This window comes from Romboutsia sedimentorum, from assembly GCF_030131845.1.
In the GTDB taxonomy this organism is placed as follows: Bacteria; Bacillota; Clostridia; order Peptostreptococcales; family Peptostreptococcaceae; genus Romboutsia_D; species Romboutsia_D sedimentorum.
The window spans coordinates 93,514-119,942 of record NZ_JASKYM010000004.1 but is presented as its reverse complement, the minus strand read 5'-3'; the positions used below and the strand labels follow the sequence as shown (position 1 = coordinate 119,942).

24 protein-coding genes are annotated in these 26,429 nt (G+C 28.7%); 18 read left to right on the top strand and 6 right to left on the bottom strand.

Features of this window, described 5'->3' with window-relative positions:
* Positions 1–90: 90 nt before the first annotated feature.
* Entirely contained in the window at positions 91–984 is an 894-nt protein-coding gene (locus QOZ84_RS10000) for an AraC family transcriptional regulator (RefSeq protein WP_284132819.1), read from the bottom strand.
* A gap of 185 nt (positions 985–1,169) precedes the next feature.
* Between QOZ84_RS10000 and QOZ84_RS09995 the strand changes: the two genes are divergently transcribed.
* The 3 genes from QOZ84_RS09995 to QOZ84_RS09985 are packed head-to-tail and all read left to right on the top strand — an operon-like array spanning position 1,170 to position 4,313.
* Positions 1,170–2,261, top strand: a complete 1,092-nt coding sequence (locus QOZ84_RS09995) for a Gfo/Idh/MocA family protein (RefSeq protein ID WP_284132818.1) — start codon at positions 1,170–1,172, stop codon at positions 2,259–2,261.
* A gap of 38 nt (positions 2,262–2,299) precedes the next feature.
* Positions 2,300–3,268 (top strand): sugar phosphate isomerase/epimerase family protein, encoded by a 969-nt coding sequence (locus QOZ84_RS09990; RefSeq protein WP_284132817.1) that lies wholly within the window; start codon positions 2,300–2,302, stop codon positions 3,266–3,268.
* A gap of 13 nt (positions 3,269–3,281) precedes the next feature.
* Positions 3,282–4,313 (top strand): Gfo/Idh/MocA family oxidoreductase, encoded by a 1,032-nt coding sequence (locus QOZ84_RS09985; protein WP_284132816.1) that lies wholly within the window; start codon positions 3,282–3,284, stop codon positions 4,311–4,313.
* A gap of 74 nt (positions 4,314–4,387) precedes the next feature.
* Here QOZ84_RS09985 and QOZ84_RS09980 read toward each other — a convergent pair whose 3' ends face one another.
* Entirely contained in the window at positions 4,388–4,927 is a 540-nt protein-coding gene (locus tag QOZ84_RS09980; protein WP_284132815.1) for a DUF6143 family protein, read from the bottom strand.
* Positions 4,928–5,148: 221 nt separating this feature from the next.
* Between QOZ84_RS09980 and QOZ84_RS09975 the strand changes: the two genes are divergently transcribed.
* The 13 genes from QOZ84_RS09975 to QOZ84_RS09915 all read left to right on the top strand — a co-directional run bounded on the left by QOZ84_RS09975 (position 5,149) and on the right by QOZ84_RS09915 (position 18,297).
* Positions 5,149–6,222: a uroporphyrinogen decarboxylase family protein gene (locus QOZ84_RS09975; protein WP_284132814.1), complete on the top strand. Its 1,074-nt coding sequence runs from the start codon at positions 5,149–5,151 to the stop codon at positions 6,220–6,222.
* 12 nt (positions 6,223–6,234) lie between these two features.
* The gene (locus QOZ84_RS09970; protein WP_284132813.1) at positions 6,235–6,912 is read left to right on the top strand and encodes a corrinoid protein; all 678 of its coding nucleotides are present in this window, start codon (positions 6,235–6,237) and stop codon (positions 6,910–6,912) included.
* The gene (locus QOZ84_RS09965) at positions 6,912–7,931 is read left to right on the top strand and encodes a methylcobamide:CoM methyltransferase MtbA (protein ID WP_331496554.1); all 1,020 of its coding nucleotides are present in this window, start codon (positions 6,912–6,914) and stop codon (positions 7,929–7,931) included. The genes QOZ84_RS09970 and QOZ84_RS09965 overlap by 1 nt, the downstream gene beginning before the upstream one ends.
* A gap of 12 nt (positions 7,932–7,943) precedes the next feature.
* A complete protein-coding gene (locus QOZ84_RS09960) occupies positions 7,944–9,737 on the top strand; it encodes an ASKHA domain-containing protein (RefSeq protein WP_284132812.1) in 1,794 nt (597 codons plus the stop codon).
* A gap of 11 nt (positions 9,738–9,748) precedes the next feature.
* Entirely contained in the window at positions 9,749–10,663 is a 915-nt protein-coding gene (locus QOZ84_RS09955; protein WP_284132811.1) for a CobW family GTP-binding protein, read from the top strand.
* A gap of 10 nt (positions 10,664–10,673) precedes the next feature.
* Positions 10,674–11,546, top strand: a complete 873-nt coding sequence (locus QOZ84_RS09950) for a uroporphyrinogen decarboxylase family protein (protein WP_284132810.1) — start codon at positions 10,674–10,676, stop codon at positions 11,544–11,546.
* A 175-nt stretch (positions 11,547–11,721) separates the two neighbouring features.
* Positions 11,722–12,162: a MarR family winged helix-turn-helix transcriptional regulator gene (locus QOZ84_RS09945; protein WP_284132809.1), complete on the top strand. Its 441-nt coding sequence runs from the start codon at positions 11,722–11,724 to the stop codon at positions 12,160–12,162.
* A gap of 10 nt (positions 12,163–12,172) precedes the next feature.
* Positions 12,173–12,940 carry an EFR1 family ferrodoxin gene (locus QOZ84_RS09940; RefSeq protein ID WP_284132808.1) on the top strand — a complete coding sequence of 256 codons (768 nt, stop codon included), beginning with the start codon at positions 12,173–12,175 and terminating at the stop codon, positions 12,938–12,940.
* A 24-nt stretch (positions 12,941–12,964) separates the two neighbouring features.
* The gene (locus QOZ84_RS09935; protein WP_284132807.1) at positions 12,965–13,597 is read left to right on the top strand and encodes a DNA-3-methyladenine glycosylase; all 633 of its coding nucleotides are present in this window, start codon (positions 12,965–12,967) and stop codon (positions 13,595–13,597) included.
* Positions 13,598–13,712: 115 nt separating this feature from the next.
* Complete coding sequence (lepB, locus tag QOZ84_RS09930; RefSeq protein WP_284132806.1) at positions 13,713–14,249, top strand: signal peptidase I; 537 nt, start codon at positions 13,713–13,715, stop codon at positions 14,247–14,249.
* A 203-nt stretch (positions 14,250–14,452) separates the two neighbouring features.
* A complete protein-coding gene (locus tag QOZ84_RS09925; RefSeq protein ID WP_331496553.1) occupies positions 14,453–15,727 on the top strand; it encodes a SulP family inorganic anion transporter in 1,275 nt (424 codons plus the stop codon).
* A 150-nt stretch (positions 15,728–15,877) separates the two neighbouring features.
* The gene (locus QOZ84_RS09920) at positions 15,878–16,663 is read left to right on the top strand and encodes an ABC transporter ATP-binding protein (RefSeq protein ID WP_284132805.1); all 786 of its coding nucleotides are present in this window, start codon (positions 15,878–15,880) and stop codon (positions 16,661–16,663) included.
* A gap of 2 nt (positions 16,664–16,665) precedes the next feature.
* Positions 16,666–18,297, top strand: a complete 1,632-nt coding sequence (locus QOZ84_RS09915; RefSeq protein WP_284132804.1) for a hypothetical protein — start codon at positions 16,666–16,668, stop codon at positions 18,295–18,297.
* A 53-nt stretch (positions 18,298–18,350) separates the two neighbouring features.
* Here QOZ84_RS09915 and aspD read toward each other — a convergent pair whose 3' ends face one another.
* The 3 genes from aspD to QOZ84_RS09900 form a co-directional block, all read right to left on the bottom strand.
* The gene (gene aspD, locus QOZ84_RS09910; RefSeq protein WP_284132803.1) at positions 18,351–19,976 is read right to left on the bottom strand and encodes an aspartate 4-decarboxylase; all 1,626 of its coding nucleotides are present in this window, start codon (positions 19,974–19,976) and stop codon (positions 18,351–18,353) included.
* Positions 19,977–20,078: 102 nt separating this feature from the next.
* Positions 20,079–20,501 carry an acyl-CoA thioesterase gene (locus QOZ84_RS09905; protein WP_284132802.1) on the bottom strand — a complete coding sequence of 141 codons (423 nt, stop codon included), beginning with the start codon at positions 20,499–20,501 and terminating at the stop codon, positions 20,079–20,081.
* Between the two features lie 192 nt (positions 20,502–20,693).
* Positions 20,694–21,932: a DUF1002 domain-containing protein gene (locus QOZ84_RS09900; protein ID WP_284132801.1), complete on the bottom strand. Its 1,239-nt coding sequence runs from the start codon at positions 21,930–21,932 to the stop codon at positions 20,694–20,696.
* A gap of 233 nt (positions 21,933–22,165) precedes the next feature.
* On the opposite strand from QOZ84_RS09900, the gene QOZ84_RS09895 reads away from it, so the two are divergent.
* Both QOZ84_RS09895 and QOZ84_RS09890 read left to right on the top strand, forming a co-directional pair.
* Positions 22,166–23,890, top strand: coding sequence for an ABC transporter ATP-binding protein (locus QOZ84_RS09895; RefSeq protein WP_284132800.1), 1,725 nt, complete (start codon positions 22,166–22,168; stop codon positions 23,888–23,890).
* A gap of 2 nt (positions 23,891–23,892) precedes the next feature.
* Positions 23,893–25,734, top strand: a complete 1,842-nt coding sequence (locus tag QOZ84_RS09890) for an ABC transporter ATP-binding protein (protein WP_284132799.1) — start codon at positions 23,893–23,895, stop codon at positions 25,732–25,734.
* 54 nt (positions 25,735–25,788) lie between these two features.
* Here the strand turns inward: QOZ84_RS09890 and QOZ84_RS09885 are convergent, their stop codons facing one another.
* Positions 25,789–26,388, bottom strand: a complete 600-nt coding sequence (locus tag QOZ84_RS09885) for a hypothetical protein (protein ID WP_284132798.1) — start codon at positions 26,386–26,388, stop codon at positions 25,789–25,791.
* Positions 26,389–26,429: the final 41 nt, after the last annotated feature.

Genomic DNA, 26,429 nt, shown 5'->3' with positions numbered 1-26,429 from the left:
TTGTTTTTATACAAATATATCTATACTCCCTATTAATGATATATATTAATATAAAGAGGAACTTATAAAAATATAAGTTCCTCATTTTTATTAATAATTAGAATTTAAAAATATCTTTTTATATTCAAGAGGTGTCATGTTATTGTATTTTTTAAAAAGCTTAATAAAGTAACTTTGATTTTCAAAACCAACTCTAAAGCACACATCTATTATAGATATATCCTCATGCTGTAAAAATTCACTAGCAGCATTAATCCTATAACGATTGATATATTCAATTGGAGTCTTACCAATTATACTTTTAAAAAAACGACAAAAATATTGAGTATTAATACCTAAAGCACTAGCGATATCATCTATGTATATCTTTTCATTGAAATTATTGTGAATATACTCAAGAGCCTTTTTTATTTGGTCTTCTTTATAACTTACATGGCTTATATCACTACTAAGTTCTATAAAAACATTCTCTCTTGTAAATATTGAAAACAATTTATACATACAAGATTTAACATCTAGATACCACCCAGGTTGTTGGAATTTATATTCTTCTAATATCTCCTTAAATAAATCTAAAACTTTAATACTATAATCTTTATCACTATCAATACTTTGTGGGAGTTTTAGAGTTTTATTTATTAAAGGTCTAATACAAGCAATTTCACAGTGATCACTTGATTTAAAACTTAATAAGTCAGGAGAAAAAACTAATGCATAATATCTAGAGTAATTATCACCTATACTATTAATTTGATGCAAATCCTCGCTATTTATAAAAATCATTTCACCTTCATTTACTATTTTAGACTCTGAGTTGATAGTAACCCCTATTTTACCTTTTTCAACATATATTATTTCTATCTCATTATGCCAATGATAAGGAACTAACAATCCATCCACTTCAAACCAACAATCATAAATCTCTAATGGAAACAAAGAGTTTCCGTGTTTAGCAAATTCTTTTAGTTCTTTTAAATCTAACATTACAAAACTCCTTAAATGTCAAAATTGTGTTATTACTTCTCAAAATAGTGCAAGAAATAATTAAACTTAAATAATATAATTTAAGTATAGATGAAAACGTATAGCTTAGCAAATTTAAGATGTACGTAGAGTTGAGTTAAATACTAAAATTTATAATATAAAGTGTAAAATATAAGGAGGTAAATATGAAACTGAAAATAGGGATAATAGGTTGTGGTGGTATAGCAAATGGGAAGCATATGCCTGCGCTTAAAAAGGTAGAGGAAATCAAAATAGTTGCATTTTGTGACTTAATAGAGGAAAGAGCAGTTAAAGCTAAAAGTGAATTTGGGGATGAAAATTCAAAAGTTTATACTGATTATAGAGAACTTTTAAAAGATAAGGATATAGATGTAGTACATGTTTGTACTCCAAATAGTTCACATGCAGAAATATCAATAGCATCTATGAAAGCTGATAAGCATGTTATGTGTGAAAAGCCAATGGCGATAAACTCTAAAGAAGGTCGTGCTATGCTTGAAGCATCAAAGGCAACTGGAAAGAAACTTACAATAGGATATCAAAACAGATTTAGAAATGATTCTAAGTTTTTATATGAAGCTTGCCAAGATGGAGATTTAGGAGAAATATATCTTGGTAAAGCCAAAGCAATAAGAAGAAGAGCAGTTCCTACTTGGGGAGTATTTTTAGATGAAAAAGCTCAAGGTGGAGGACCATTAATCGATATAGGAACTCATGCACTAGATTTAACTTTATGGATGATGGATAACTACAAACCAAAATATGTTGTAGGAAACACATATCACAAATTATCAAAAACAAAAAACGCTGCTAATGCTTGGGGACCTTGGGATACTGATAAGTTTAGAGTTGAGGATTCAGCATTTGGATTTATTACAATGGAAAACGGAGCAAGTATAATACTTGAGTCTAGTTGGGCCTTAAATACACTTAATACAGGAGAAGCAAAAACAAGTCTTTGTGGAAGCAAAGGTGGAGCTGATATGGAAGATGGGCTTCGTATAAATGGAGAAGAAAGAGGAGTTTTATACGATAAGAAAATTCAGTTAGATGGTGGTGGAGTTGATTTTTATGATGGTGAAAGTGATGACCCAGCATATAATGAAGCTCAAAGCTGGATTAATTGTATATTAAATGATACAGAACCTGTGGTTAAGCCAGAACAAGCTTTAGTAGTTACTGAAATATTAGAAGCTATATATGAATCATCTAAAAATGGAGAACCAGTATTTTTAAAAGAAAAAATTAATGCTTAATAATATAAAAAATTAAAAAAGTTATAGGGGGAATAAAAATGAAGCTAGGAGTATTTACACCATTATTTGCGAACTTATCATTTGATGAAATGATAGAAAAAGTATCAAAGGCAGGCTTAGATGCAGTAGAAATAGGAACAGGTGGTTACCCAGGAAATAATCACTGTAATATAGATGAATTGTTAGAAAGTGAAGAAGCAAGAAAAGTATATTTAAAAAAATTAGAAGATAAAAATCTTGTAATAAGTGCATTTAGTTGTCACTGCAATCCAATATCTCCAAATACAGAGGAAGCAAAATTAGGAGATGAATTAATTAGAAAAACTATAAAACTTGCATCTTTAATGAATGTAGGAGTAATAAATACATTCTCTGGAACTGCTGGAGAAGGAGAAAATGCTACTAAACCAAACTGGCCTGTAACTCCTTGGCCAAATGAATACAGCGATATAAAAACTTGGCAATGGGAAAATAGATTAATTCCATATTGGAAAGAAATAGGTAATATTGCAAAAGAGCACGGAATAAAGATAGCTTTAGAATTACACGGAGGATTCTTATGTCATACTCCATATACAGCACTTAAGCTTAGAGAAGAAACTTGTGATGCAATAGGAGTAAACTTAGACCCAAGTCATCTATGGTGGCAAGGAATAGATCCAGTAGGTGCTATAAAGATACTAGGAAAAGCAGGGGCAATATATCATTTCCATGCTAAGGATACTTATATGGACCAAGATAATATCAACATGTATGGAGTAACAGATATGCAACCATATGGTGAAGTTCAAAGCCGTGCATGGACATTTAGATCAGTAGGTTGTGGTCATAGTATTAAAGAGTGGAGTGATATAATAAGCGCACTTCAAACTTATGGATACGACCATGCAATTAGTATTGAACATGAGGATCCTATTATGTCTATAGATGAAGGATTTAATAGAGCTGTTACAAATCTTAAATCAATACTTATAAAAGACCAGCCTTCAGATGCATGGTGGGTATAAGGAGGATAAAAACATGAAAGAGATAAAGATAGGTATAGTAGGTTATGGTGGAATGGGTGGATATCATGAAAGTGACCTTATAAAAAACAATCCAAATGTATCTGTAAAAGGTGTATTTGATATAGATAATAGTAAAGTAGAATTAGCTAAAACTAAAAACCTAGTAGGATATAATAGTTATGAAGAATTATTAAATGATAACGAAATTGAGGCAGTATTAGTAGCGACACCTAATGATAGTCACAAAGAAATTTCAATAAAAGCATTAAATAATAAAAAACATGTAATATGTGAAAAACCAGTAACCATAAATAGTGATGATTTATTAGAAATAGTTGAAGTAGCTAAGAAAAATGATAGAGTGTTTATGGTACATCAAAATAGAAGATGGGACTCTGATTATTTAATAATAAGAGATTTATATAAAAATAAACAAATAGGTGATTTATTCCAGATAGAATCAAGGGTACATGGAGCAAATGGTATACCAGGAGACTGGAGACATATTAAAAAGCACGGTGGAGGAATGTTACTTGATTGGGGCGTTCATATTTTAGATCAAATACTATTTATGGTAGATTCACCAATTAAAAATATATACTCAGATTTAAGTTATGTACTTGGAGATGAAGTAGATGATGGATTTGTTACTTATATTACATTTGAAAATGGAGTAAGGGCAGTACTTGAAGTTGGAACATCTAATTTTATAAAACTACCAAGATGGTATGTTAAAGGTTTAAATGGGAGTGGTGCAATTTATGATTGGGATTTGAGTGGTGAGCTTATAGTTCAAAATAAGTTAGACGAAAAAATTGAATTAAAACCAATCAAAGCTGGCGAAGGATTTACCAAAACTATGGCACCTCCATCAGAAGAAAGCACGACAAAGCTAAAATTACCTAATCCATCATGTGAGTATGAACCTTTTTATACAAACTTTGCAAGAGTAGTTAGAGAAGGGGTAGACCCTATAGTAAAAAATGAAGAAGTCTATAAGTTGATGAAAGTAATTGAAGATATATTTAAGTCTGCAAAAAATTAGAAATTAATATTAAATAAATCAAAGAAAACACATTGATAAAACTATCAATGTGTTTTTGTTTACAATAAATTATCTTAGCAGTGGCAGTTATGAATTCTTTCTTCCCACCAACCAAAGGCAACTATTGCACTATTAGGTTCAACTGGCAAAAATCCTCCAAGAAAAACTGCAAGAGATTGTCCAGGACCAAGGATGATTTGACCACCGTCAATTACTAAAGTTGAATCTGGGGAAACTATTCTACTAAATATAGCAACTCCACCATTTGGAGGCTGAGTAGTTGTAGATAGATATTGAATTTGTCCTTTAGGAATTGGTTCAGGAGCAATAGCTGTGTTAGTAGAACTAACAAAATTACTAACTGTTCCTCCCGTTAAAGTAGATTTAAGATAAAATTGAGCAGAGAAGCTAGATTGCCCAATATTTGTTACGGTTATAGCATTTACATAAATATTTATATTTGAAGTAATCGGATTTATTAATGAAACTAAAGCCTGCTTGTCTTGAGCAGTTAATGTTGGTGTTTGACCAATAAAATAGTTACCTTTTTCTGATTGATATAGCGGATAAGGAATTGATACTTCTTTTTCCAATTTATTGTCTGGATATGACATTATAATCACCTACGCATATGATTTTAGGGAAATATATACTTCCCTGTTTATATAGTATTCATTATGTATATAATATGTTAATTATATAGCATAAAAAAACGTATATATAAAACATATACAAGTCTGTTGTCAAATAGAATATATCGATTTGTATAATAATTTCTAATAATGTAAAGTATTTTGTGAATGGATAAATTTACATATATATAAGGGAGCGAATTATGAAATATATAATAAATAAAGATCAAATGACTCCGAAAGAAAGAATGCAGGCTTTCGGGCAGGGAAAAGAAATAGATAGAATACCATGTTCACCTTTCTTGGGGGAAAGTGTTGCTCAGACATTTGGGCATACCATATATGACTACAATCATTCTGTAGATGTGCTTGTAGATGTAGCGGTTAAAAGTTTTGAGACTTTTCGCCCTGACAGTATTGGATTTGGACCAGGACTTCAAGGTATACCAGAGGCAATGGGAAGTGGAGTTGTATTTACAGAAAACAATACGCCATATATTAGTAAACCTGCTATAAGTGATTATAGTGAAATAGGAAAATTAAAACCAGTAGATGTATATAAAGATGGAAGAATACATTATTTTTTAGAAGCACTTAAAATAACTAATGATAAATTAAGCAATGAGGTAGGAGTAGGAACTTCTGTAGGAGGGCCTTTTACATTAGCATCTTTTTTAAGAGGAACAGATAAGTTTTTAAGGGATTTAACTAAAAATAAAGAAATGGCACATGAACTTTTAGAAATTTCGACTCAAAGTGTTTTAAATTATATTGATGCAGCTTGTGATATTGGATTATCTCCGGGACTTGCAGAGCCAAATGCGTCTTGTACTATGATTAGTTCAAAAAACTTTGAAGAATTTGCAAAACCATATCTAAAAAGATGTATGGATAGGATTGTAGAGAGAACTGGAGGAGGTTCAACTCTTCATATATGTGGAAAAACTAAAAAGATATGGGGCCATATGGTTGATATAGGAATATCTAATTTAAGTTTAGATAATGTAGACGATATAGGTGAGTTAAAAGAAGCTTATGGAGATAAAGTATGTTTAATAGGAAATGTAGACCCTGTTGAAACCGTTATGAGAGGTAGCATAGAAGATATATATACAAAAGCTAAAGAATGTATAATTAAGGGTCATGATAGTGAAAAAGGATTTATATTAAGTACGGGTTGTGATATTCCTATAGGAACAGACCCTCAAAAAATAATAGCACTTATGGATGCTGCAAGAATATTTGGATCTAATAAAATAAATATTAATGAATTATAAGGGGAGATTATAATGTCAAATGTAAAACAAGAATTATTAAAAAAATTATCAGATTGTGTTGTAGAAATGGAAGATGAAGTTGTAGTAGATATAGCTAAAGAGTATATAGAAAATGGATTTGAAGCATATGAAGGAATATCTAAAGGATTGGCTTATGGTATGGAAGAATCAGGAAAATTATATGAAGAAGAAGAATATTATATCCCTGAACTTTTATTATGTTCAGATGCTATGTATGAGGGAATAAACATATTAAAACCACACATAAAAAAAGATTCAACTAAAGAAAGTTATAAAGCAGTAGTAGGAGTTGTTGAAGGAGATACACACGATATTGGTAAAAACTTATTTAAAATAATGCTAGAAACTTCTGGATTTGAAGTTTACGACTTAGGCAGAGACGTTCCTTGTATAGATTTTATAAATAAAGCAAAAGAAGTAAACGCTGACTTAATAGGATTATCTACTCTTATGACAACTACTATGGATAATATGCAATCAGTTATAGAATTATTAAATAAAGAAGATATTCGTGAGAAATTTGTTGTAATGGTAGGTGGCGGACCTATATCACAAAGTTTTGCAAATGAAATAGGAGCAGACGGATATGCACATGAAGCGTCAAAAGCTGCAAAACTTGCAAAAGAACTAATAATTAAGAAAAAAGCTATGTATGAAGAGGTGGTATAATGACTCCAAAAGAAAGGTTATATAAAGTTTTAAGAGGAGAAGCTGTAGATAGAAAACCTTGTATTTGTCCTGGTGGGATGATGAATATGATAGTTGAGGACGTTATGGACATAGAGGGTGTCTTTTGGCCAATGGCTCATAGTGATTCTAATATGATGGCAGATTTAACTATAGGTATGTATAAAAATAATGGTTTTGAAAACTTTGGAGTTCCATTTTGTATGACTGTAGAAGCTGAAAGTATGGGAGCTGGAGTATATATGGGAACAAAAATTACTGAACCTAGAGTTATAAAATACTCAATAGAATCTGTTGTAAGTTGGAGAGAATTAAAAAAAATAGATGTTAATGAAGGAAGAGCAAAAGTAGTTATAGATGCTATAAAAATACTAAAAGAAAAAAACGATGATGTTCCTATAATAGCAAATTTAACAGGTCCAGTAAGTTTAGCATCATCACTTATGGAACCTATGACTTATTATAAAGAATTAAGAAAAAAGAAAGAACAAGCTCATGAGTTTATGGAGTTTGTAACAGAAAATCTTATAATATTTGGGAAAGCTCAATTAGAAGCTGGAGCAGATATCTTAACGATATCAGACCCAAGCGGTACAGGAGAAATACTTGGTGCTAAAACTTTTAGTGAGTTTGCAACTCCATATTTAAATAAGATAATAGATGAATTAAAAGCATATGCAAAAGGTGGAACTATTATACATATATGTGGGAAACTAAAAAGTATATACAATGAATTAAACGACTTACACAGTGATGCAGTTAGTTTTGACTCTATAACTAATGCTAAACAAGTTATCGAAAATGTTTCAGGTAAAGTTATTATGGGAAATGTTAGTACATTCGCAATTGAAAATTCAAGCAAAGAAAGTTTAAAAAATATTTCTAATGAATGTCTAAAAAGTGGGGTAGATATATTATCTCCAGCTTGTGGAATAGGGGTAAGAAGTAAGCTTGATAACATTAAAGTTTTAGTAGAATGTGCAAAACAATATAAAAGCTAAAAGAGGTATTTTATGAATTACTTATATATAAATAATAAAAAATATAAATTTGAAAAAGGAAATAGTCTTTTAAATATAATACAATTAAATAAATTGGGTATGGAAAGTCCTTGTGGCGGAAAAGGGACTTGTGGCAAATGTAAGATAAAAGTAGTAGATGGAAGTGTAGATGATTTAACTGATGAGGAATTAAAATTTTTAAATAAAGAAGAATTAAAAAACAATGTGAGACTAGGTTGTTTAGTTTATCCTAAGGGAGATATAACTGCAGAATTTATTAAAAGTGAAGATAAAAATCATAAAATTTTAACAGAAGGTTATATGCCAGAGTTTAATAAATCTCCAATGCTTTCAAAAAAAGCTTTTAAACTAAACAAGCCTACATTAGAAAATAATATATCGTTAGAAGAAATTTTAGAAAAACAAAATATAAATATAAATAATGATTACGATATTTTAAAATCTATTCCAAGTATTTTTGAAAAAGATAATTGTACAGTCGTTTATTTAGATGAAAAAGTAATAGGTATAGAGTGCGAAGATACTACTGAAAATTTATATTCAATAGCTTTGGATATAGGAACAACTACAGTAGTTGCTTCTCTTATAGATATAAACAAACAGTGTGAGATTGATTGTGAAAGTGATATAAATCCTCAAAAGGAATACGGATTAGATGTTTTATCTAGAATAAACTTTGCCAAAACTAATGAAAATGGCTTAGAAATATTAAATAAAAGTATTATAGATTGTATAAATAGTTTAATTATTAAGTTATGTGAAAAAAATAATATAAATAAAGAAAATATATATGAATTAGCAGTTGCTGCAAATACTACAATGATGCATATACTACTTAAAATAAATCCTAATTCAATAGGGAAAGCGCCATACTCACCAGTATTTATAAGTGGAAAAAGTATAAAAGCTATGGACCTAGGAATAAATATATCTTCATTTGGAAGAGCTTACTTATTACCAGGAGTATCAAGTTATATAGGAGCAGATATTGTTTCGGGGATTTGTGTTTGTGACTTACATAAAACTAAAAAAAATATTTTATTTATAGATATAGGTACAAATGGAGAAATAGTTGTATCAAAAAATTCAGAACTATCATCTTGTTCTTGTGCTGCTGGACCTGCCCTAGAGGGTATGAACATAAGTTGTGGTATGAGAGCAGGAGAAGGTGCAATTGAAAATATAAAAATTGGCGAATTTATAGAAACTAAAGTTATAGGAAATACAAAACCTAAAGGATTATGTGGAAGTGGAATTATAGATGCAATAAGTGAAATGGCAAGATTAAAACTTATAGGAAGCACTGGTAGAATAAATAAAAAATCTATGATAGAAAAAGATAACAATTTAAAGCATCTAAGTGAAAATATAATAGATGAAAATAAGAAAAGAAGATTTGTACTAGATACTCAAAATCCACAAATAGCAATAACACAAAGTGATATAAGACAAGTTCAATTAGCAAAAGGAGCTATATTATCAGGCTTTTATGCACTGCTTAATAGTATGAATATAGATATTAAAGATTTAGATGAAGTTATCATTGCTGGTCAATTTGGAAAGCATCTTAGCGTACAAAGTTTAGTAGGAGTAGGTATTATTCCAAAAGAACTAAAAGAAAAGATTAGATACATTGGGAATTCATCAAAAACTGGAGCTATAATGACTTTACTTTCTAAGGATATTAGAAAAGAGATGGAGTGTATTGCAAAGGATATAAGTTATTGTGAATTATCAACTGAAGAAGGGTACGAAAGACTTTTTACAGATTGTTTAAAGTTTTAGAGGGAAAAATAATGATAAAATTAGATATAATCTCAGGATTTTTAGGTTCTGGAAAAACAACTTTAATAAAGAAAATTCTAGATTTTTATAAACATGAAAAAGTCGTAGTAATAGAGAATGAATTTGGTGAAATAGGAATAGATGCAAGTATCATTAAAAAGGATGGACTAGATATAATAGAACTTCAAAATGGATGTATCTGTTGTAGCATGAAATTAAACTTTAAAGATACTATTTTAAAAGTAGTTAAAGAATTTAATCCAGACCGTATAATTATTGAACCAACAGGAATAGCAATGCTAAGTGAAATATTATCAATGATTAACAATGACGAAATTAAATCAAACTTTAGCATAAATTCTTTGGTAACTGTGGTGGATGCTATTAATTATTTTGACTACAGAGATAACTTTGGAGAATTTTTCGAAGATCAAATTTTAAACTCAAAAACACTTTTACTTAGTAAAAATCAGTTTTTGGAAGATGAAAATAGAGATAATATAGTAAAGTCACTTAAAAGTTTAAATCAAAATGTAGACATAATAAATAAAAATTGGGATGATTTATTAGTAGAAGATTTGCTAGTAGATAATATGAAAAATAATGCTGATGAGAAATATAAAAAAATTAAAAACTATGATTTGCTCTCTACAAATATGAAATCTATAAGTAGTGTTTCTATATCTAATTTTAAAATCAATGAAACACAAAAAATAAAAGAAATATTTGATGATTTTAGTAATGGAAAGTACGGAAAAATATTAAGGGCAAAAGGCTTTTTAAACTCTGTATTAGATAATACATTAGAATTTAATTATGTAAATGGACAATATAACATTAAAGAAAGCGATATAAAAACAAATTCTAAAATCTGTATTATAGGTAGCAAATTACAAAAGGATAAATTAAAAAATATATTTAAGTAGGTTAAAAATTATGGATAAAATATTTAAATGTAGCCAAAATGACAATGAAAATATACCAGCAGAACTTATAATTAATACGAATTTGAAATTTCCAGATTTACATACAAATTCAAATGATATTTCATATATATCACAAAAATTAAAAGAATATAAAAAGGATACTTTCTGTAAGCTTCCATTTTGTACAACTGTTGAAGCACAAGCTATGGGGGCAAATATAAATCTTGGAGATGAAAAAAATTGTCCTAGAGTAGGAAATTATGCATTTGATGATATAAAAGATTTATTAAAAATATCCAAAATAGATTTGAGTAAAGGTAGAATAAAAGAAGTTTTAGATGCTATTTCTATTTTGAAAAATAAAGATGAAAAAGTAGTTTTAAATATTTGTGGACCTTTTACTATAATAGCTTTATTAATAGAGCAAAAATACTTTTATAAAGCATTAAGAAAAGATAAAAGTAAAGTAGATAATATACTTAAAATTATTGAAGATAATATAGTGGATTATGCTGTAGGTGCAAACCAAAATGGAGTTAATATGATTTCCTTTAGCGACCCTGTAGCATCAATAGAAATAGTTGGACCTAGAGTTTATAAAGAGATAGTGGGAAACACTATTAAAAGGCTTTTAAATAAGCTAGACGATGCCCTGGATGATACTATCATCCATCTTTGTGGGAAAACTTCTACATCTTTAGAATTTTACGGATTTTGTGAATCTAAAAAATTAGATTACAGTAAAGATATAACATATGGACAAGCTATATGTGAATTAATATCTACAAAAGATAAAGGCAATATTTTCATAGGTCATAACTGTATGAAAAGAACTCCTTATAAAATAACTGAATCTTTATTATATAATATAAAAATTCATTAAATTAAAAGAATATATTTGAAATTTAATAAAACAAAAACAGTGTCTAAAAATAATTTTATTATTAAATAGGCACTGTTTTATGTGTAAATATATTCAAGATATAATAAAATAATAAAAATGTTGCGCACGCAACTTATATAATATATAATGACTTTATAGATAAGGAGATACTACAATGAGAAAATATGAACCAATTGGTGATTTGATATACTTTATTTCTAAAGAATTAAAAACAAGATTAGATGAAGAGTTAAAAGACAGAAACTTAGGGCAAGGTCAAATTCTAACACTTATGACATTATTTAGATTAAAAGAAAAAGATGAAATAGACCAAGATGTACTTTCAAAAGAGATGGGAATAAACAAAGCAAATACAAGTAGAAATTTGGCTAAATTAAAACAAAATGGATTTATTGAAATAAATCAAAATCCAATAGATCAAAGAAGAAAACAAGTAGTTTTAACACCAAAAGCTTATGAAGAAATGTTTAACATAGAAAAAATATTAAAAGAAATTCATAAAGAGATGATTAAAGATTTAGATGAAGAATCACTTACTAATACATTAAATACATTAAATAAAATGAAAAATAATTTATCTGAAAAAAAACTTTAGGAGGCACAATATGAAAGTAAATATAATACATTTTTCAGGAACTGGAAACTCAGAATATATAGCAAAATATATAGGAGAAAAATTAAAAGACAATGGAGATAAAGTAAAAATAGAGAGTATAGACAAAAATCCTAAAATAGATGAAGATGTAGAACTTTTAATTATAGGTGGCCCAATTTATGCAAGTAATGTACCTGAAAAACTTATAAGATGGGTACTTAGAAATGTAGAAAACAAAAATGCTAATTGTATAGTGTACTCAACATCAGCGGGGCTTATAAATGCTCATGGGGTTGATTCATTAGCTAAAAAATTAAACAAAAAAGGATATAATATATTAGCTAAAGAAACATATGTAATGCCTAGGAATTTTTACTTTGGAAAATATCCTAAAAATACTAAAAAAGAAGTTGAAGATATGATAAACAACACAAATAAGCAATTAGATATTTTAGTTGATAAGATTAAAAAAGAAAGTTTATCATTAGAAAATATGGAGAACAAGGGTGTATTAGGAAAAGATTTATTAGCAGAAACTTTTTCAATTATGGCAAAGTTTATAGGCAAAAATTTGTCAGCTGATGAAAATTGTATAAAGTGTGGCTTATGTGTTAAAAACTGCCCACAAAATAATATAAGATTTGAAAAAGATAAAACTATAAAATTTGATAATAAATGTATGGCTTGTATGAAATGCATTCATAGCTGTCCTAAAAATGCTATAAATTATAAAAATAAAAAATATGAACAATATAATATAAATGAATATATAGAATAATTTAAGCAAAAGAAAGGAAATACAATGGATAAAGAATATTTTAAAAAAGATGGTCTAGAGTTAGCTAAAAGTATTTTAGGCAAATATTTAATTAGAAACTATGATGGTAAAACAATAGTGACTAAAATAGTAGAAACTGAAAGCTATATGGGAATAAATGATAAGGGAGCTCATGTATATGGGGACAAAAGAAGCGAAAGAACAAAGCCACTATATCTAGAGGGTGGGCGTATATATGTATACTTAATTTATGGAATGTATTACTGTTTAAATATATCTGCAAACAAAGAAAATGTACCAGAATGCGTATTAATAAGAGCAGTTGAGCCCATAAAAGGAATAGAAGAAATAGCATTTAATAGATTTAAAAAGGAATATAGCGACTTAACAACCTATCAAAGAAAGAATATAAGCAATGGTCCAGGGAAGCTTTGTATGGCGCTTAAAATAGACAAAAATCTAAATGCTAAAAGCATTTTAGATAATGAATTATATATAAGTGATTTTTATTATGAAGATGATAAAAAAGTATACAGTAATGATAAAATAGACATACAAACTAGCAAAAGAATAAACATAGATTATGCACAAGAAGCCAAAGATTATTTATGGAGATTTTTTATAAAAGATAATAAATATGTAAGTGCATATAAATAAGTAAAGCTATCTTTTTTAGGATAGCTTCTTTGATTTAGCTAAGACATATAAAAATTTTTAAATAAGGGTTTTTTATGGTAAAATGTAATAGAAAATATAATTTAAGGAGTAAATTATGAGCGCTAAATTAAAAAAAGAAATTTTTGAATGGGTTAAAACAATAGCCTTTGCATTAGTACTTGCAGCAGTAATAACCTCAGTAGTAGCACCTACAATAGTAAGCGGGGAATCAATGTACCCGACATTAAAGGATAAAGATTATTTATTTGTAAATAAATTAGCATATATGAACAAAGCACCTAAAAGGGGAGACATAATAGTATTTAAGACTAAGTTAGTTGATGAGGCGAGCGGAAAAAATAAAGACTTAGTTAAAAGAGTAATAGGTATTCCTGGAGAACACATAGTTATAAAAGATAATAAGGTTATAATAAACGACAAAGTATTAAGTGAAGAATATTTAAAGGATGTTTATACTGACGGAGATATAGATATGATAATTCCTAATAATCATATATTTGCTATGGGGGACAACAGACCAAATAGTGGAGATAGTAGACAACCTAATCTAGGACCAATAAATATAGATGAAATAATTGGTAAGGTTATGATAAGGATGTACCCTTTTAACACTCTAGGGAAAGTAGAATAATAAAAAAATCGCTAATTTAAACTAGCGATTTTTTTGTGTGAAAAATAAATTTGTTTTTAAATTAAATTATAAAAAAACAGGTATTTAATATATAAAAAGTTTTTTGTTTATAGTATACAAGTTTTTTTGACATTATCTAAAATGAGGAGTATCATGGATGATGTAGTGTCACGTAGAAATATAAAAAAATGAGAGGGGAAATCATGTCGCCTAAGTTATTTAGTATGTTTAAGAATCAAGAATTAAGTAGTAGTCAAATCAGAAAAGATATAGTAGCAGGTATAATAGTAGCAATAATAGCTCTACCATTATCAATAGCACTAGCTATATCATCAGGAGTGTCCCCTGAAAAGGGTCTTATAACTGCAATATTTGCAGGATTTGTCATAGCCTTACTAGGTGGTAGTAAAGTTCAAATTGGAGGACCAACAGGTGCCTTTGTCGTAATTGTTTATGGGATAGTAAAAAGTCATGGTATGGATGGACTTATAATAGCAACATTGATGGCTGGTGTTATACTTATTTTAATGGGACTTTTAAAAGTTGGTAATTTAATAAAATACGTTCCAAAAACAATAACAGTAGGTTTCACAAGTGGGATAGCAGTAACACTTCTTATAACTCAGTTCAAGGATTTATTAGGATTACAAATTCAAAATGTTCCAGCCGAGGCTATGGAGAAATTAGAAAGCTATATGCACAATATAACAACATTCGATATATTAACTTTTATAGTAGGAACAGCATGTATATTAATTATGATATACTGGCCTAAAATAAATAAAAATATACCAGGATCTATAATAGCATTAATTTTATCAACATTAGTTGTTAAGGTATTTAACATTCAAATAGATACTATAGGAAGCGTATACAATAACTTATCATCAAGTATTCCAGCACCAAGTATACCTGATATGAGTTTAGAAAAAATAGTACCATTGATTCAGCCAGCAGTTACTATAGCAGTACTTGCAGGGATCGAGTCTTTATTGTCGTGCGTAGTTTCAGATAAAATGATAGATGATAAGCACGATTCAAACATGGAACTTGTAGCACAAGGATTAGGAAATATAGCTAGTGCATTGTTTGGAGGAATTCCAGCAACAGGAGCTATAGCAAGGACAGCAGCAAACGTTAAAAACGGCGGTAAAAGCCCAATATCAGGTATAGTACATGCGGTAACACTACTTTTAACAATGCTAGTTTTAATGCCACTTGCAAAATTAATTCCAATGACAGTTTTATCAGCTATATTAATAATCGTATCTTATAATATGGGTGAGTGGAAAGAGATGAAAGAGATGCTACATTTACCTAAAAAAGATGTAGTAGTACTTTATGCAACTTTTATACTTACAATAGTATTTGATTTAGTAGTAGCAATCGGAGTAGGAATTGCACTTCATTTAATGTTTAGCTTAATGCAAAAGAACAAAGTCAAAAAAGACGATTTGGATATGAAAGAAGCTATATAAAAAAACGCATAGGAATAGAAGTATATTTAACTATATGTTAAATATACTTCTATTTTTATGCAATAATAAACCTATATTGGAATTAAGTTATTTTATTAACAATATTTGTTTGTGGTATAATAACACAAAAAGTAAAAAGGGGAGGAAAAAATGGATAATTTGGGGAAAATAATAGAAATTAAAGACCTTAAAATGACCTATGGGGATAAAGAAGTACTAAAAGGAATAAATTTAGATATATACAAAGGCAATATAATAGGATATATAGGGTCAAATGGAGCTGGTAAAAGTACTACAATAAAAATACTTTTAGGCTTAATTAAAGGCTATGAAGGTAGCGTGTCTATATTGGGCAAAGATATTGAAAATGAAGATAATGATTACAAAAATAAAATAGGTTATGTACCTGAAATAGCAAAAGTATATGATAGCTTAACGGCAAAGGAGTATTTAACATTTATTGGACAAATATATGGACTAAGCTATGAAAAATGTGATGATAAAGCTAAGAGGTTAATGAAAGTATTAGGAATAGAACATGCCTATGAAAGCAGATTATCATCTTTTTCAAAGGGGATGAAGCAAAAGGTAGTTATAATAAGTTCATTAATTCACAATCCAGATATATTATTTTTAGATGAACCACTAAGTGGACTTGATGCTAATAGTGTTCTTTTAATAAAAGATATTTTATACAAACTAAAAGAAGAAGGAAAGACTATATTTTACTCATCTCACATAATGGAAGTAGTACAAAAGCTTAGTGATAGAATAATACTTTTAAATGAAGGTAAAATAGTCGCTGATGGTAATTTTGAACAGATTAAAGATTGTAGTTTTGATGGTTCACTAGAAGAAATATTTAATACACTTACAGGATTTGAAGACCATGATAATTTATGTAGTGAATTTGTAAGCATACTTAAAGAGGTATAACTATGAAAGAATTATATATATTAAAAATACTAGATTTATTTAAAGGGGTATATAAAGCATTTGGTGTAAACTATGAAATAATGAGATTAATAGTAAATTCTAAGCTTATTATGGATGCTAGACGTGGTCAAAATACACTAAGTAGCAACTCAGAAAATAAAGATAAAAATTATTTTTATATTAGTTTAATAGTATATGGGATAATAGGTTTGTTTTCAGCTCCAATAGTAGCTATGGATATAAATCCTATGATAAAAATGAGTCTATACTTTAGTTTATTTATGGTATTGATTTTAAGTGTATTCATATCTGATTTTTCAACTATAATATTAGATATAAATGATAAAGATATAATTGTCACTAAAGGCGTAGATGCTAAGACATTAAATGCAGCTAAAATCACTCATATATTTATATATTTGTTACTTTTAAGTTTAGCAATATGTGGAGGTGGGCTCGTAGCAAGTACTAGATTTGGAATAAAATTTGTATTATTGTTTTTAGTAAGTATATTATTAATAGATATATTAATGATTATAATTACTGCAATAATGTATTTTGTAATATTAAAATTGTTTAGTGGTGAAAAACTAAAAGATATGCTAAATACTTTCCAAATAGTATTTTTGTTAATTTTTGTTATAGGATTTCAATTTGTAGGAAGAACATTTGAATTTGTTAATTTAGAATTTGTATATGAACCAAAAACATGGAATATATTTATTCCTCCTATGTGGTTTGCATCAAACTTTAGCTTAATTAATGAATCGGGAGTTAGCAATATATTAAAAATAATGGGTGTTTTATCATTAGTAGTACCAATTATTTCAATATTTATATATATTAAGTTAATACCAAAATTTGAATATAATCTTCAAAAGCTAAGTGATAATACTTATAAAAATAAGAATACTAAAGAAAAAATATCGTCAAAAATAAGTAAAGTTATATGCAAAAATAACAAAGAAAAAGCATTTTTCGATTTCTTATATAATGTTCTTAGTAAAGATAGAGAGTTTAAGACAAAAGTATATCCAACATTAGCTATGGGAGCAGTTATGCCATTTGTAATGCTAATGTCTACGTATGACAAAAGTGGTATAATAAACTATATAGAAAATTTAAGAGGTAGCTCGTATTATTTTATGGGTTATATGTGTGTGTTGATGAGTCAAACCATAATAACTACTGTTAAGTTTTCAAATCAATACGAAGCAGCATGGATTTATGATGTACTTCCACTAAAAGATAAAAGTGATATATATACTGCTATGTTTAAAGCAAGTATTTACAAGTTAGTAGTACCTATATTTGTATTTATGAGTATTGGGTTTATATTTATCTTTGGACCTAGTGTTATAATACATTTAGTTGTGATGTTTGCAGCAACAATACTAAGTTGTATGTTTACTTTTAAATTTAATGAAAAAATACTTCCCTTTAGTTGTGAGTATAAGAATATGAACTCAGCATCAAATCTAGTTATATTATTTAAATCTATGTTAGTTTTAGGCGTAGTTGGCATAATACATTTATGGATACAGAAAAGTTTACTATTTACAACAATTTATTTAATAGCATTATTAATAGTTATAAAATTAATTTGGAAAAATGTATTTATAATAGATAAATAAATATTAAAAAGGAGTATTTCTAAATGAAAAAAACATTTAGAAATACTCCTTTTTTAATTCTTTTTCCATTTATTAACGTAACCATCTAAAATCTTTTTAAGTGCAACACCTATTTGAGAGTAAGCTTCGTCATAAAGGTTTGCTAGTGAAATTCTTATAGACCATTTAGGTCCTGCAAATCCACCACCACTTAATAAAACTATAGAAGATTCTTCTGCTAAAGCAAACAAGATTTCCACTGGTTTATAGTTTTCTTCTAGATAGTTAGCAAAATCTTTTCCGTGATGAGTCTGTGCCCATTGTAATAAGTCAAATTGAGTATAATAAGCTGCGTCATTAGGGTCAGCAGTTAACTCAAGACCTAAACTATCAAACAATAATTTTTGTCTAGTATGGCAAATATCTATAGTCATATTTTTATAAATATTTTCTTTGTCAATTAACGCTGAAGCTGAGAAAAATGCCATCTGTACTTGTTGAGGAGTAGAAAGACCAGCAGTATGATTAAGTGCAACTTGTCTACTATCTGCAACTATTCTATCTATAAAAGGAACTTTTTCAGGATGAGTGTTCATGTCAGAGTATCTTTTGTTAGTTCTCTTTTTTATAGAATAAGGAAGCTCATCTATAAGTTTATCAAATACATTTTTTTCATGAAGCGCAAGTGTTCCTAATCTCCATCCTGTTACACCAAAATATTTAGAGTAAGAATAAGAACCAATTGTATTATAAGGAAGCTTAGCCATTAAAGACTCAAACCCATGTACAAACGTGCCATAAACATCATCGCATATAATCATTAAATCAGAATTGTGATTTTTAACTATATCTACTAATTTTTCACTAGCTTTAGGAGATATAGCGACAGATGGAGGATTGCTAGGATTTACAACAAATAAAGCTTTTATATCTTTGTCCATAAGTTTTTCTAATTCTTCGTTAGAACATTGCCAAGTATGTTTGCCATCACTGGTTTTTTCGTCTGCATTTATGTATACAACCTCAAATTCGTATCTTGGAAGATGTGGAATTTCTAAATATGGTGTAAATATAGGTGTCATTATAGCTACTTTGTCACCTTTTAATAATAAATTATTTGCAATAAGTGAATCAAAAACGTAACACATAGCAGCTGTTGCACCCTCTACCGCAAAAACGTTGAAATTTCCACCTTCACAAATATTGTACTTCATCTCTTGAATTAAATATTCTTTAACTATTTTTTCTATATGAACTAACATTCTGTCAGGAAAAGGATAGTTATCTCCAATTATTGCATCAGTTAACTCATATACAAAACTATCAGGGTCGAATTTAAGAGTATTGACTCCATAGTCGATAATTTTCTTTAAAAAACCTATTTCTGGCATAGTAGGATTTTCTTCAATATATTTGTATAGTCTAGAAGCTATGTTAGTTTTTCTAGGCATGCCAGAAAGTGGACCTTGATTCCAAGATTGTCTACTTTCTTGTATAGCAAAGTGACCAAATGTAAAAAATGCTTCACGAGGAAGATGTGATATCCAGTTTGGGTTACCTCTTCCTGCATCAAGTAAAGTACGAGTACTTTTTTTGTTAGGCTTAGTAGCTAGCTGTATAAGTTTATTTTTAAATTCAAAAGGACTAATTTTTCCATATATGTTTTCTAGTTCTTGTCGTTTAATATTAATAGGTTCCATAATAACTTCTCCTTAAATTACTTTATTAAGTTTTTTTACTATAATATGTATTATTTGTTATTTGAAACTATAATATGTGTTATTTGTTAATTCAATATTATATTAACCTCTAAAACTTTTAACCTTTTCAATTAACTTTAAGTCTTCTTCATTTTTAACTTTATCGAGTACTAAATTATGTGGCATTTTAACTCCCTTGTCATCTATGCAAACAAATGTTAAGAAACCATCTACTAAAATTCTATCATCGTCATTTCTAATAACTTTTCCATAAGCTGTTAAGCTAGTTTTTCCAACATAACAAATCTTAGTTTGAATATGTATTATATCTCCTTTTTTTATAGGCGAATTAAAATTAAGTTCGTGTACTTTAACACAAACTAAATTTTCTGGATGTTTGTACTCATTTGCAGCAGCTATAAAACAACTTTCGACAAACCACTCAGACATTCTGCCCGCAAATAGTGTTCCATGATGATTCAAATCTTCACTTTTAACTAGTTTATAAATATCATAATAATTCATAGTATCCTCCATAGGCTTTATTTTATTATCTAAAAAATATAGATACCTATAATTTTCTACATAGTGAGACAGTTTTCCTTTATAAAAAATAATTTAACATAAATTTACCTATAAAGAGACAACATAACAATTAAAAAAGGAACTAATCTTTGAGATTAGTTCCTTTAAAGTTAATTATATTAGAAATTATTTTTATTGAGCTGGAGGTATTTCACTACCTTGAGTATTTTCTTGAGAAGGCGTTTCTAAAGAAGTCTCAGGAGTATTATTAGCATCATTAGTGTTACTATCATTACTATTTTCAGTTGTAGCATTTTTAGGTTGTGTAGTTTCGCTATCTTTAGAAACTGGTTCGCTAGGTGTAGTTGACTCAGTATTAGCTTTTTCATTGTTTGAATTAAATAAATTGCTAAACCAATTTGTTATTTTAGCAAAGAATCCTTCTACTTCTTCAGTTGAAGGTAAATTAACTGCTTTTTCATCAGTAGCATTTATTTTTGCATCTTTACCAAGTAATTCATCATTAGTAGTTTCTAATATACCTAAGTCATTACTTCCTTTAAATAAGTTACCAAACCAATTTGATATAGAATCAAATATACCTGAGCTTTTAACACTTTCTCCTAGTTGTTGTAAATTTTGATCAACATTATTCGATACATTTGATAAAGTATCTTTTATCTTATTATAGTCATAATCTTGTTGTGAGATTTTTGACATTAATGCTTCGATTTGTTTAAATTGAGCATCAGTTAAATTTACATTGTAGTTGTTAGTTATATTGTTTATAGTTTCTGCTATTTGAGCAGTATCAGAAGTACCATTTTTTACGATTTCTGATTTAATATCATTAATTACACCTGTAGCTTTATCTTGACCAATAGCATCTCCTAAATCTCCAGTAGTAACTAATTCCTCAGTAGCAAGTTCCTTTTTATCTTCAGGTAGAGCTTTACCAGTAGCATCCTCAAAAGCTTTCATAACACCAGTTAAGGCTCCAGTTCCTGAAACTGCAAAAGGTGCAGCTGCTATTACGTTGGCATTTTCAACACCAGCAGTTGATAGTGTAGTTGCTATCATAGAACTTGTAACCCATGTAAGGTTAGCTGTCTTAACATTTATTCCGTTTCCTTTAGAAGTAGGTTCTACATAAGAACAAGAAATTGTTATTTTACCAAGTTGTTCCTCACCAGCAACTCCTTGTAAATATTTTCTTTCTTCTGCGTTGTTAACTTCTAAAACGACTGCTTCATTTTCATTGACTCCAAAATATTTTAACATTTGTTGTTTTTGTTCTGGTTTTAAGTTTGCACCAAGAGTTACAACTTTACTACTATCAGCAAATGCTAAAGTAATAGTTGATAAACTAAGTGCAAAGGCAAGTGTTAGTGTTATTGCCTTCTTTTTTAAATTTTTAAATCCTTTATTCATAAATTTCATTCCTTTCAACTTTAAAAGTTAAACCATAATATAACCCCACTATATTATACTATAAACCATTTTTGAGGGGAAGGGAATTACAAGTTGGTAACAAACTTCACAAAAATATGTAAGCAAAATTAAAAATAAGCTCTTTATAAATATATTGTAAATGAATTTTACTTATGCTTGTGGGACAAAATAAAAGAGTATAAAACTGAGAATTATAAAAAAGGAGGAATAGTATGCTTAAATTACTAAAAGGTTTAAGTAGATACAAAGGCACAATAATTCTTATATTTGCTTTGGTATTTATTCAATCCTTATCGGATGTTTATCTCCCTAATTTAATGAGCGATATAGTAGATAAAGGCGTGGTAAATAGTGATACAAACTATATTATAAATACAGGATTTAAAATGATATTAGTAACAATTATAGGAGGAATTGTAACTGTTACTGCGAGTTATTTTTCATCTAAAGTAGCTATGGGATTTGGTAGGGACTTAAGAAATAAAGTATTTGAAAAAGTAGAAAATTTTTCGTTAGCTGAGTTTAATCAAATAGGAACAGCATCTCTTATAACTAGAACTACAAACGACATTACTCAAATACAACAAGTACTAATGATAATGTTAAGAATGATGTTATATGCACCAATGGTTGCTATTGGAGCAAGTATAATGGCCATAAAAAAAGATGCCAAGCTTTCTTTGATTATATTAGTAGCAATGCCGATACTTATTGTAAGCATTGCTCTTATACTAAAGAGAGCAGTGCCACTTTTTAAGTCGATGCAAAAAAACGTAGATAATTTAAATAGAGTACTTCGTGAAAATTTAATAGGTGTAAGAGTTATTAGGGTATTTAATAAAGTAGAAGTAGAAAGTAAAAGATTTGAAGGTGCAAGTTTTAATTTATGTGATGTTGCAATTAAGGCAAATCAAACAATAACTTTACTTATGCCACTTATGATGCTTGTAATAAATATAAGTATTTTGGCTGTAGTTTGGTTTGGAGGAGTTAGAATAGAAAATGGCAGTATGCAGGTTGGAGACTTAATTGCATTTATACAATATTTAGCTCAAATAATGTTTGCACTTATGATGCTTTCTATGATGTTTGTTATGATACCCCGTGCATCAGCATCAGCAACTAGAATAAATGAAATTTTAGATATGAATCAAACATTAAAAGATAAAGAAGATGCTCTAAAAGAAACCAATATGAAGGGTTATGTAGAATTTAAAAATGTAAGTTTTTCTTATGAAAAAGATAGTGAAAAAGTATTAAGTGATATAAGTTTTATAAGTAAGCCAGGTGAAACTACTGCAATAATTGGAGGAACGGGTTCAGGGAAATCAACTTTAGTTAAATTAATACCAAGATTCTTTGATACAACTGAAGGAGAAGTCTTAGTCGATGGAGTAAATGTTAAAGATTTAAATGCCAACTATTTAAGAGAAAAAATAGGATATGTACCACAAAAGGCAATATTATTTAGTGGAAGCATATTTGAAAATTTAAAATATGGCAAGGATGACGCAAGTATTGAAGATGTAGAAAAAGCAATAGAGATAGCACAGGCAAAAGGCTTTGTAGATAATATGGAAAATAAAGAAGAAACTATTATATCTCAAGGTGGGACTAACGTATCAGGTGGTCAAAAGCAAAGACTATCAATTGCACGAGCAATTATAAAAAAACCAGAAATTTATATATTTGATGATAGTTTTTCTGCACTAGATTTTAAAACAGACAAAGAACTTCGTAAATCTTTAGTAGATGAAACAAAAGAAGCAACAGTAATACTAGTAGCACAAAGAGTATCAAGTGTAGTAGATGCAACTAGGATAATAGTATTAGATGAAGGTAGAGTTGTAGGAATTGGAACTCATAAAGAATTATTAGATACTTGTGATATATATAAAGAAATAGTATCCTCACAACTTTCAAAGGAGGAGATGTAGATATGGCAAGTGAAAATAAAGGACAAAAATCTCCTATGGGAGGACCTATGGGTGGTGCTATTGCTTTAGAAAAAGCAAAAGACTTTAAAGGTACATTAAAAAGACTTTCACTATATGTAAAAAAATATAAAAAAAGTATAATGTTAGTTTTACTTGCATCAATACTTAGTACAATATTTTTAATAGTAAGTCCTAAAATACTTGGAAAAGCTACAACAAAGATATTTGAAGGCATAATGATGAAATCAAAGGGAGTACCAGGTGCAGGCATAGATTTTGATTATATAGGAAAGATATTAATTGTACTTATAGTGTTATATGTTATAAGTAGTGTATTTAGTTATATGCAACAATATATAATGGCAAGAGTGGCACAAAGGACAGTTTATGATATGAGAAAAGATGTTTATGATAAATTAAATAAACTTCCACTTAAATTTTTCGACTCTCATACTCATGGAGAATTATTAAGTAGAGTAAGTAACGATATAGATAACATAAGTTCTACACTACAACAAAGTATAACTCAACTTATAACATCAGTTGTAACAATAATTGGTGTAATAGTTATGATGCTTACAATAAGCCCTCTAATGACAATAGTAACAATAATAACATTGCCATTAGGAATATTATTTATCAGACCAATTATAAAAAGATCCCAAGGACAGTTTATAAAACAACAAAGAGTAATAGGTAACTTAAATGGTCATGTCGAAGAAATGTATACGGGCCATGATGTTGTGAAATCTTTTAATAGAGAAGAACATTCTATAAATAAATTTAAAAGTATAAATGAAAAATTATACGATGCAGCTTGGAGAGCACAGTTTATGTCAGGTATTATGATGCCTGTTATGAACTTTACCAATAACTTAGGATATGTATTTGTAGCGGTAATAGGAGGAATCCTTGTAACAAGGGGCAAGATACAAATTGGAGATATACAAGCTTTTATACAATATTCAAAACAATTTGCACAGCCTATAAGTCAAACTGCAAACATAGCTAATATAATTCAATCAACAGTAGCATCAGCAGAAAGGGTATTTGAGCTTTTAGATGAGGAAGAAATGATACCTGATAGTGTACCTAGCAAAAGAATAGAAAATCCTCAAGGCGCTGTTGAATTTGAACATGTCAAGTTTGGATATGAAAATGATAATATATTAATAAATGATTTAAACGTAGGAGTGTTGCCTGGCCAAACTGTTGCAATAGTTGGACCAACAGGTGCAGGAAAAACTACTTTAGTAAATTTATTACTTAGATTTTATGAATTAAACGGTGGCAAAATACTTGTCGATGGTGTAGACATAAAAGATATTACACGAAAAAATTTAAGAGATATGTTTGGTATGGTTTTACAAGATACTTGGCTATTTAAAGGAAGTATAAAAGATAATATAGCTTATGGAACTAACGAGAGTACAGACGAAGCTATAATAGCAGTAGCAAAAGCTGCAAATGCAGACCATTTTATAAGAACTTTGCCAAATGGTTATGATACAGAAATAAATGAAGAAGCTTCAAATATTTCACAGGGACAAAAACAATTATTAACAATAGCAAGGGCAATGCTTAAAAATCCTAAAATATTAATATTAGATGAAGCTACAAGTAGTGTTGATACAAGAACGGAAATAAACATACAAAAGGCAATGAACACTATGATGAAAGGAAGAACAAGCTTTGTTATAGCGCATAGATTGTCTACTATAAAAGATGCAGATATAATATTAGTTATGAAAGATGGTAATGTTGTAGAAAAAGGAAATCATGAAGAATTGTTAAAAAAAGCTGGGCTTTATGCAGAGCTTTACAACAGTCAATTTAGTAAATAATAAAAGGTTGCATTTAGCAACCTTTTTATTATTTGTATTTAGTTATGATTTTAATTAAGGATTTATTAAACTTAGTGTAACGCTACCGGAAGATATTACTCCTACAAAAGGAATAGTTTGTGGAGCATAGATATCTGGAGTTGCTGTTAAATCAAAGCTTAGATTATAATTATTTTTGTCATAATATTTTGATATATCTGCATCTATAGATGAATAAGCAAATCCATCTATTTTCAATGTTATAAAGTTTGTTTGAGTAGCTAAAATTGCATCACTGTTAGTTGTGCTATGATTTTCATATGCATTGTATAAGACCACAGAGTATCCAATTGTAACTATTATCGATATTTTTTTTATTTTGGCTGTTGATTTTATAGGTTGTTGCAGTGGGCACAAATCAATCAATTTTGTTTCCTCTGCTATTTCTTCTCTAACATCTAAAAACTCGATAAAGCCTAAGTTACCAAAAGCTGTTACAGAGTCAGGATAAAGATGCCCAGTTGGATCAAACATATTAGAAGGCAATAAAGCTCTAGTCAATGTAAAAACTTGATCCTGTAAAGTTTTTACTGGAAGTTGGCACACTGGTACTAAATCTTTAGTCGAGTAATCAATATCACTGCCTAGTGAATATGGAACCTTATCATTACTCATACTTACATCTCCTTAAAATAATATATTTTAAAAATGGTGCT

What these genes read in the sequence shown, in the direction of transcription:
- QOZ84_RS09900 (WP_284132801.1), bottom strand. Translation starts at nt 21,932, where the DNA reads ATGAATAAAGGATTTAAAAATTTAAAAAAGAAGGCAATAACACTAACA.
- QOZ84_RS09940 (WP_284132808.1), top strand. Translation starts at nt 12,173, where the DNA reads ATGAAAGTAAATATAATACATTTTTCAGGAACTGGAAACTCAGAATAT.
- QOZ84_RS09965 (WP_331496554.1), top strand. Translation starts at nt 6,912, where the DNA reads ATGACTCCAAAAGAAAGGTTATATAAAGTTTTAAGAGGAGAAGCTGTA.
- QOZ84_RS09995 (WP_284132818.1), top strand. Translation starts at nt 1,170, where the DNA reads ATGAAACTGAAAATAGGGATAATAGGTTGTGGTGGTATAGCAAATGGG.
- QOZ84_RS09970 (WP_284132813.1), top strand. Translation starts at nt 6,235, where the DNA reads ATGTCAAATGTAAAACAAGAATTATTAAAAAAATTATCAGATTGTGTT.
- QOZ84_RS09985 (WP_284132816.1), top strand. Translation starts at nt 3,282, where the DNA reads ATGAAAGAGATAAAGATAGGTATAGTAGGTTATGGTGGAATGGGTGGA.
- QOZ84_RS09955 (WP_284132811.1), top strand. Translation starts at nt 9,749, where the DNA reads ATGATAAAATTAGATATAATCTCAGGATTTTTAGGTTCTGGAAAAACA.
- QOZ84_RS09945 (WP_284132809.1), top strand. Translation starts at nt 11,722, where the DNA reads ATGAGAAAATATGAACCAATTGGTGATTTGATATACTTTATTTCTAAA.
- QOZ84_RS09935 (WP_284132807.1), top strand. Translation starts at nt 12,965, where the DNA reads ATGGATAAAGAATATTTTAAAAAAGATGGTCTAGAGTTAGCTAAAAGT.
- QOZ84_RS09920 (WP_284132805.1), top strand. Translation starts at nt 15,878, where the DNA reads ATGGATAATTTGGGGAAAATAATAGAAATTAAAGACCTTAAAATGACC.
- QOZ84_RS09895 (WP_284132800.1), top strand. Translation starts at nt 22,166, where the DNA reads ATGCTTAAATTACTAAAAGGTTTAAGTAGATACAAAGGCACAATAATT.
- QOZ84_RS09905 (WP_284132802.1), bottom strand. Translation starts at nt 20,501, where the DNA reads ATGAATTATTATGATATTTATAAACTAGTTAAAAGTGAAGATTTGAAT.
- QOZ84_RS09950 (WP_284132810.1), top strand. Translation starts at nt 10,674, where the DNA reads ATGGATAAAATATTTAAATGTAGCCAAAATGACAATGAAAATATACCA.
- QOZ84_RS09885 (WP_284132798.1), bottom strand. Translation starts at nt 26,388, where the DNA reads ATGAGTAATGATAAGGTTCCATATTCACTAGGCAGTGATATTGATTAC.
- aspD (WP_284132803.1), bottom strand. Translation starts at nt 19,976, where the DNA reads ATGGAACCTATTAATATTAAACGACAAGAACTAGAAAACATATATGGA.
- QOZ84_RS09980 (WP_284132815.1), bottom strand. Translation starts at nt 4,927, where the DNA reads ATGTCATATCCAGACAATAAATTGGAAAAAGAAGTATCAATTCCTTAT.
- QOZ84_RS10000 (WP_284132819.1), bottom strand. Translation starts at nt 984, where the DNA reads ATGTTAGATTTAAAAGAACTAAAAGAATTTGCTAAACACGGAAACTCT.
- QOZ84_RS09915 (WP_284132804.1), top strand. Translation starts at nt 16,666, where the DNA reads ATGAAAGAATTATATATATTAAAAATACTAGATTTATTTAAAGGGGTA.
- QOZ84_RS09890 (WP_284132799.1), top strand. Translation starts at nt 23,893, where the DNA reads ATGGCAAGTGAAAATAAAGGACAAAAATCTCCTATGGGAGGACCTATG.
- QOZ84_RS09960 (WP_284132812.1), top strand. Translation starts at nt 7,944, where the DNA reads ATGAATTACTTATATATAAATAATAAAAAATATAAATTTGAAAAAGGA.
- lepB (WP_284132806.1), top strand. Translation starts at nt 13,713, where the DNA reads ATGAGCGCTAAATTAAAAAAAGAAATTTTTGAATGGGTTAAAACAATA.
- QOZ84_RS09925 (WP_331496553.1), top strand. Translation starts at nt 14,453, where the DNA reads ATGTCGCCTAAGTTATTTAGTATGTTTAAGAATCAAGAATTAAGTAGT.
- QOZ84_RS09990 (WP_284132817.1), top strand. Translation starts at nt 2,300, where the DNA reads ATGAAGCTAGGAGTATTTACACCATTATTTGCGAACTTATCATTTGAT.
- QOZ84_RS09975 (WP_284132814.1), top strand. Translation starts at nt 5,149, where the DNA reads ATGAAATATATAATAAATAAAGATCAAATGACTCCGAAAGAAAGAATG.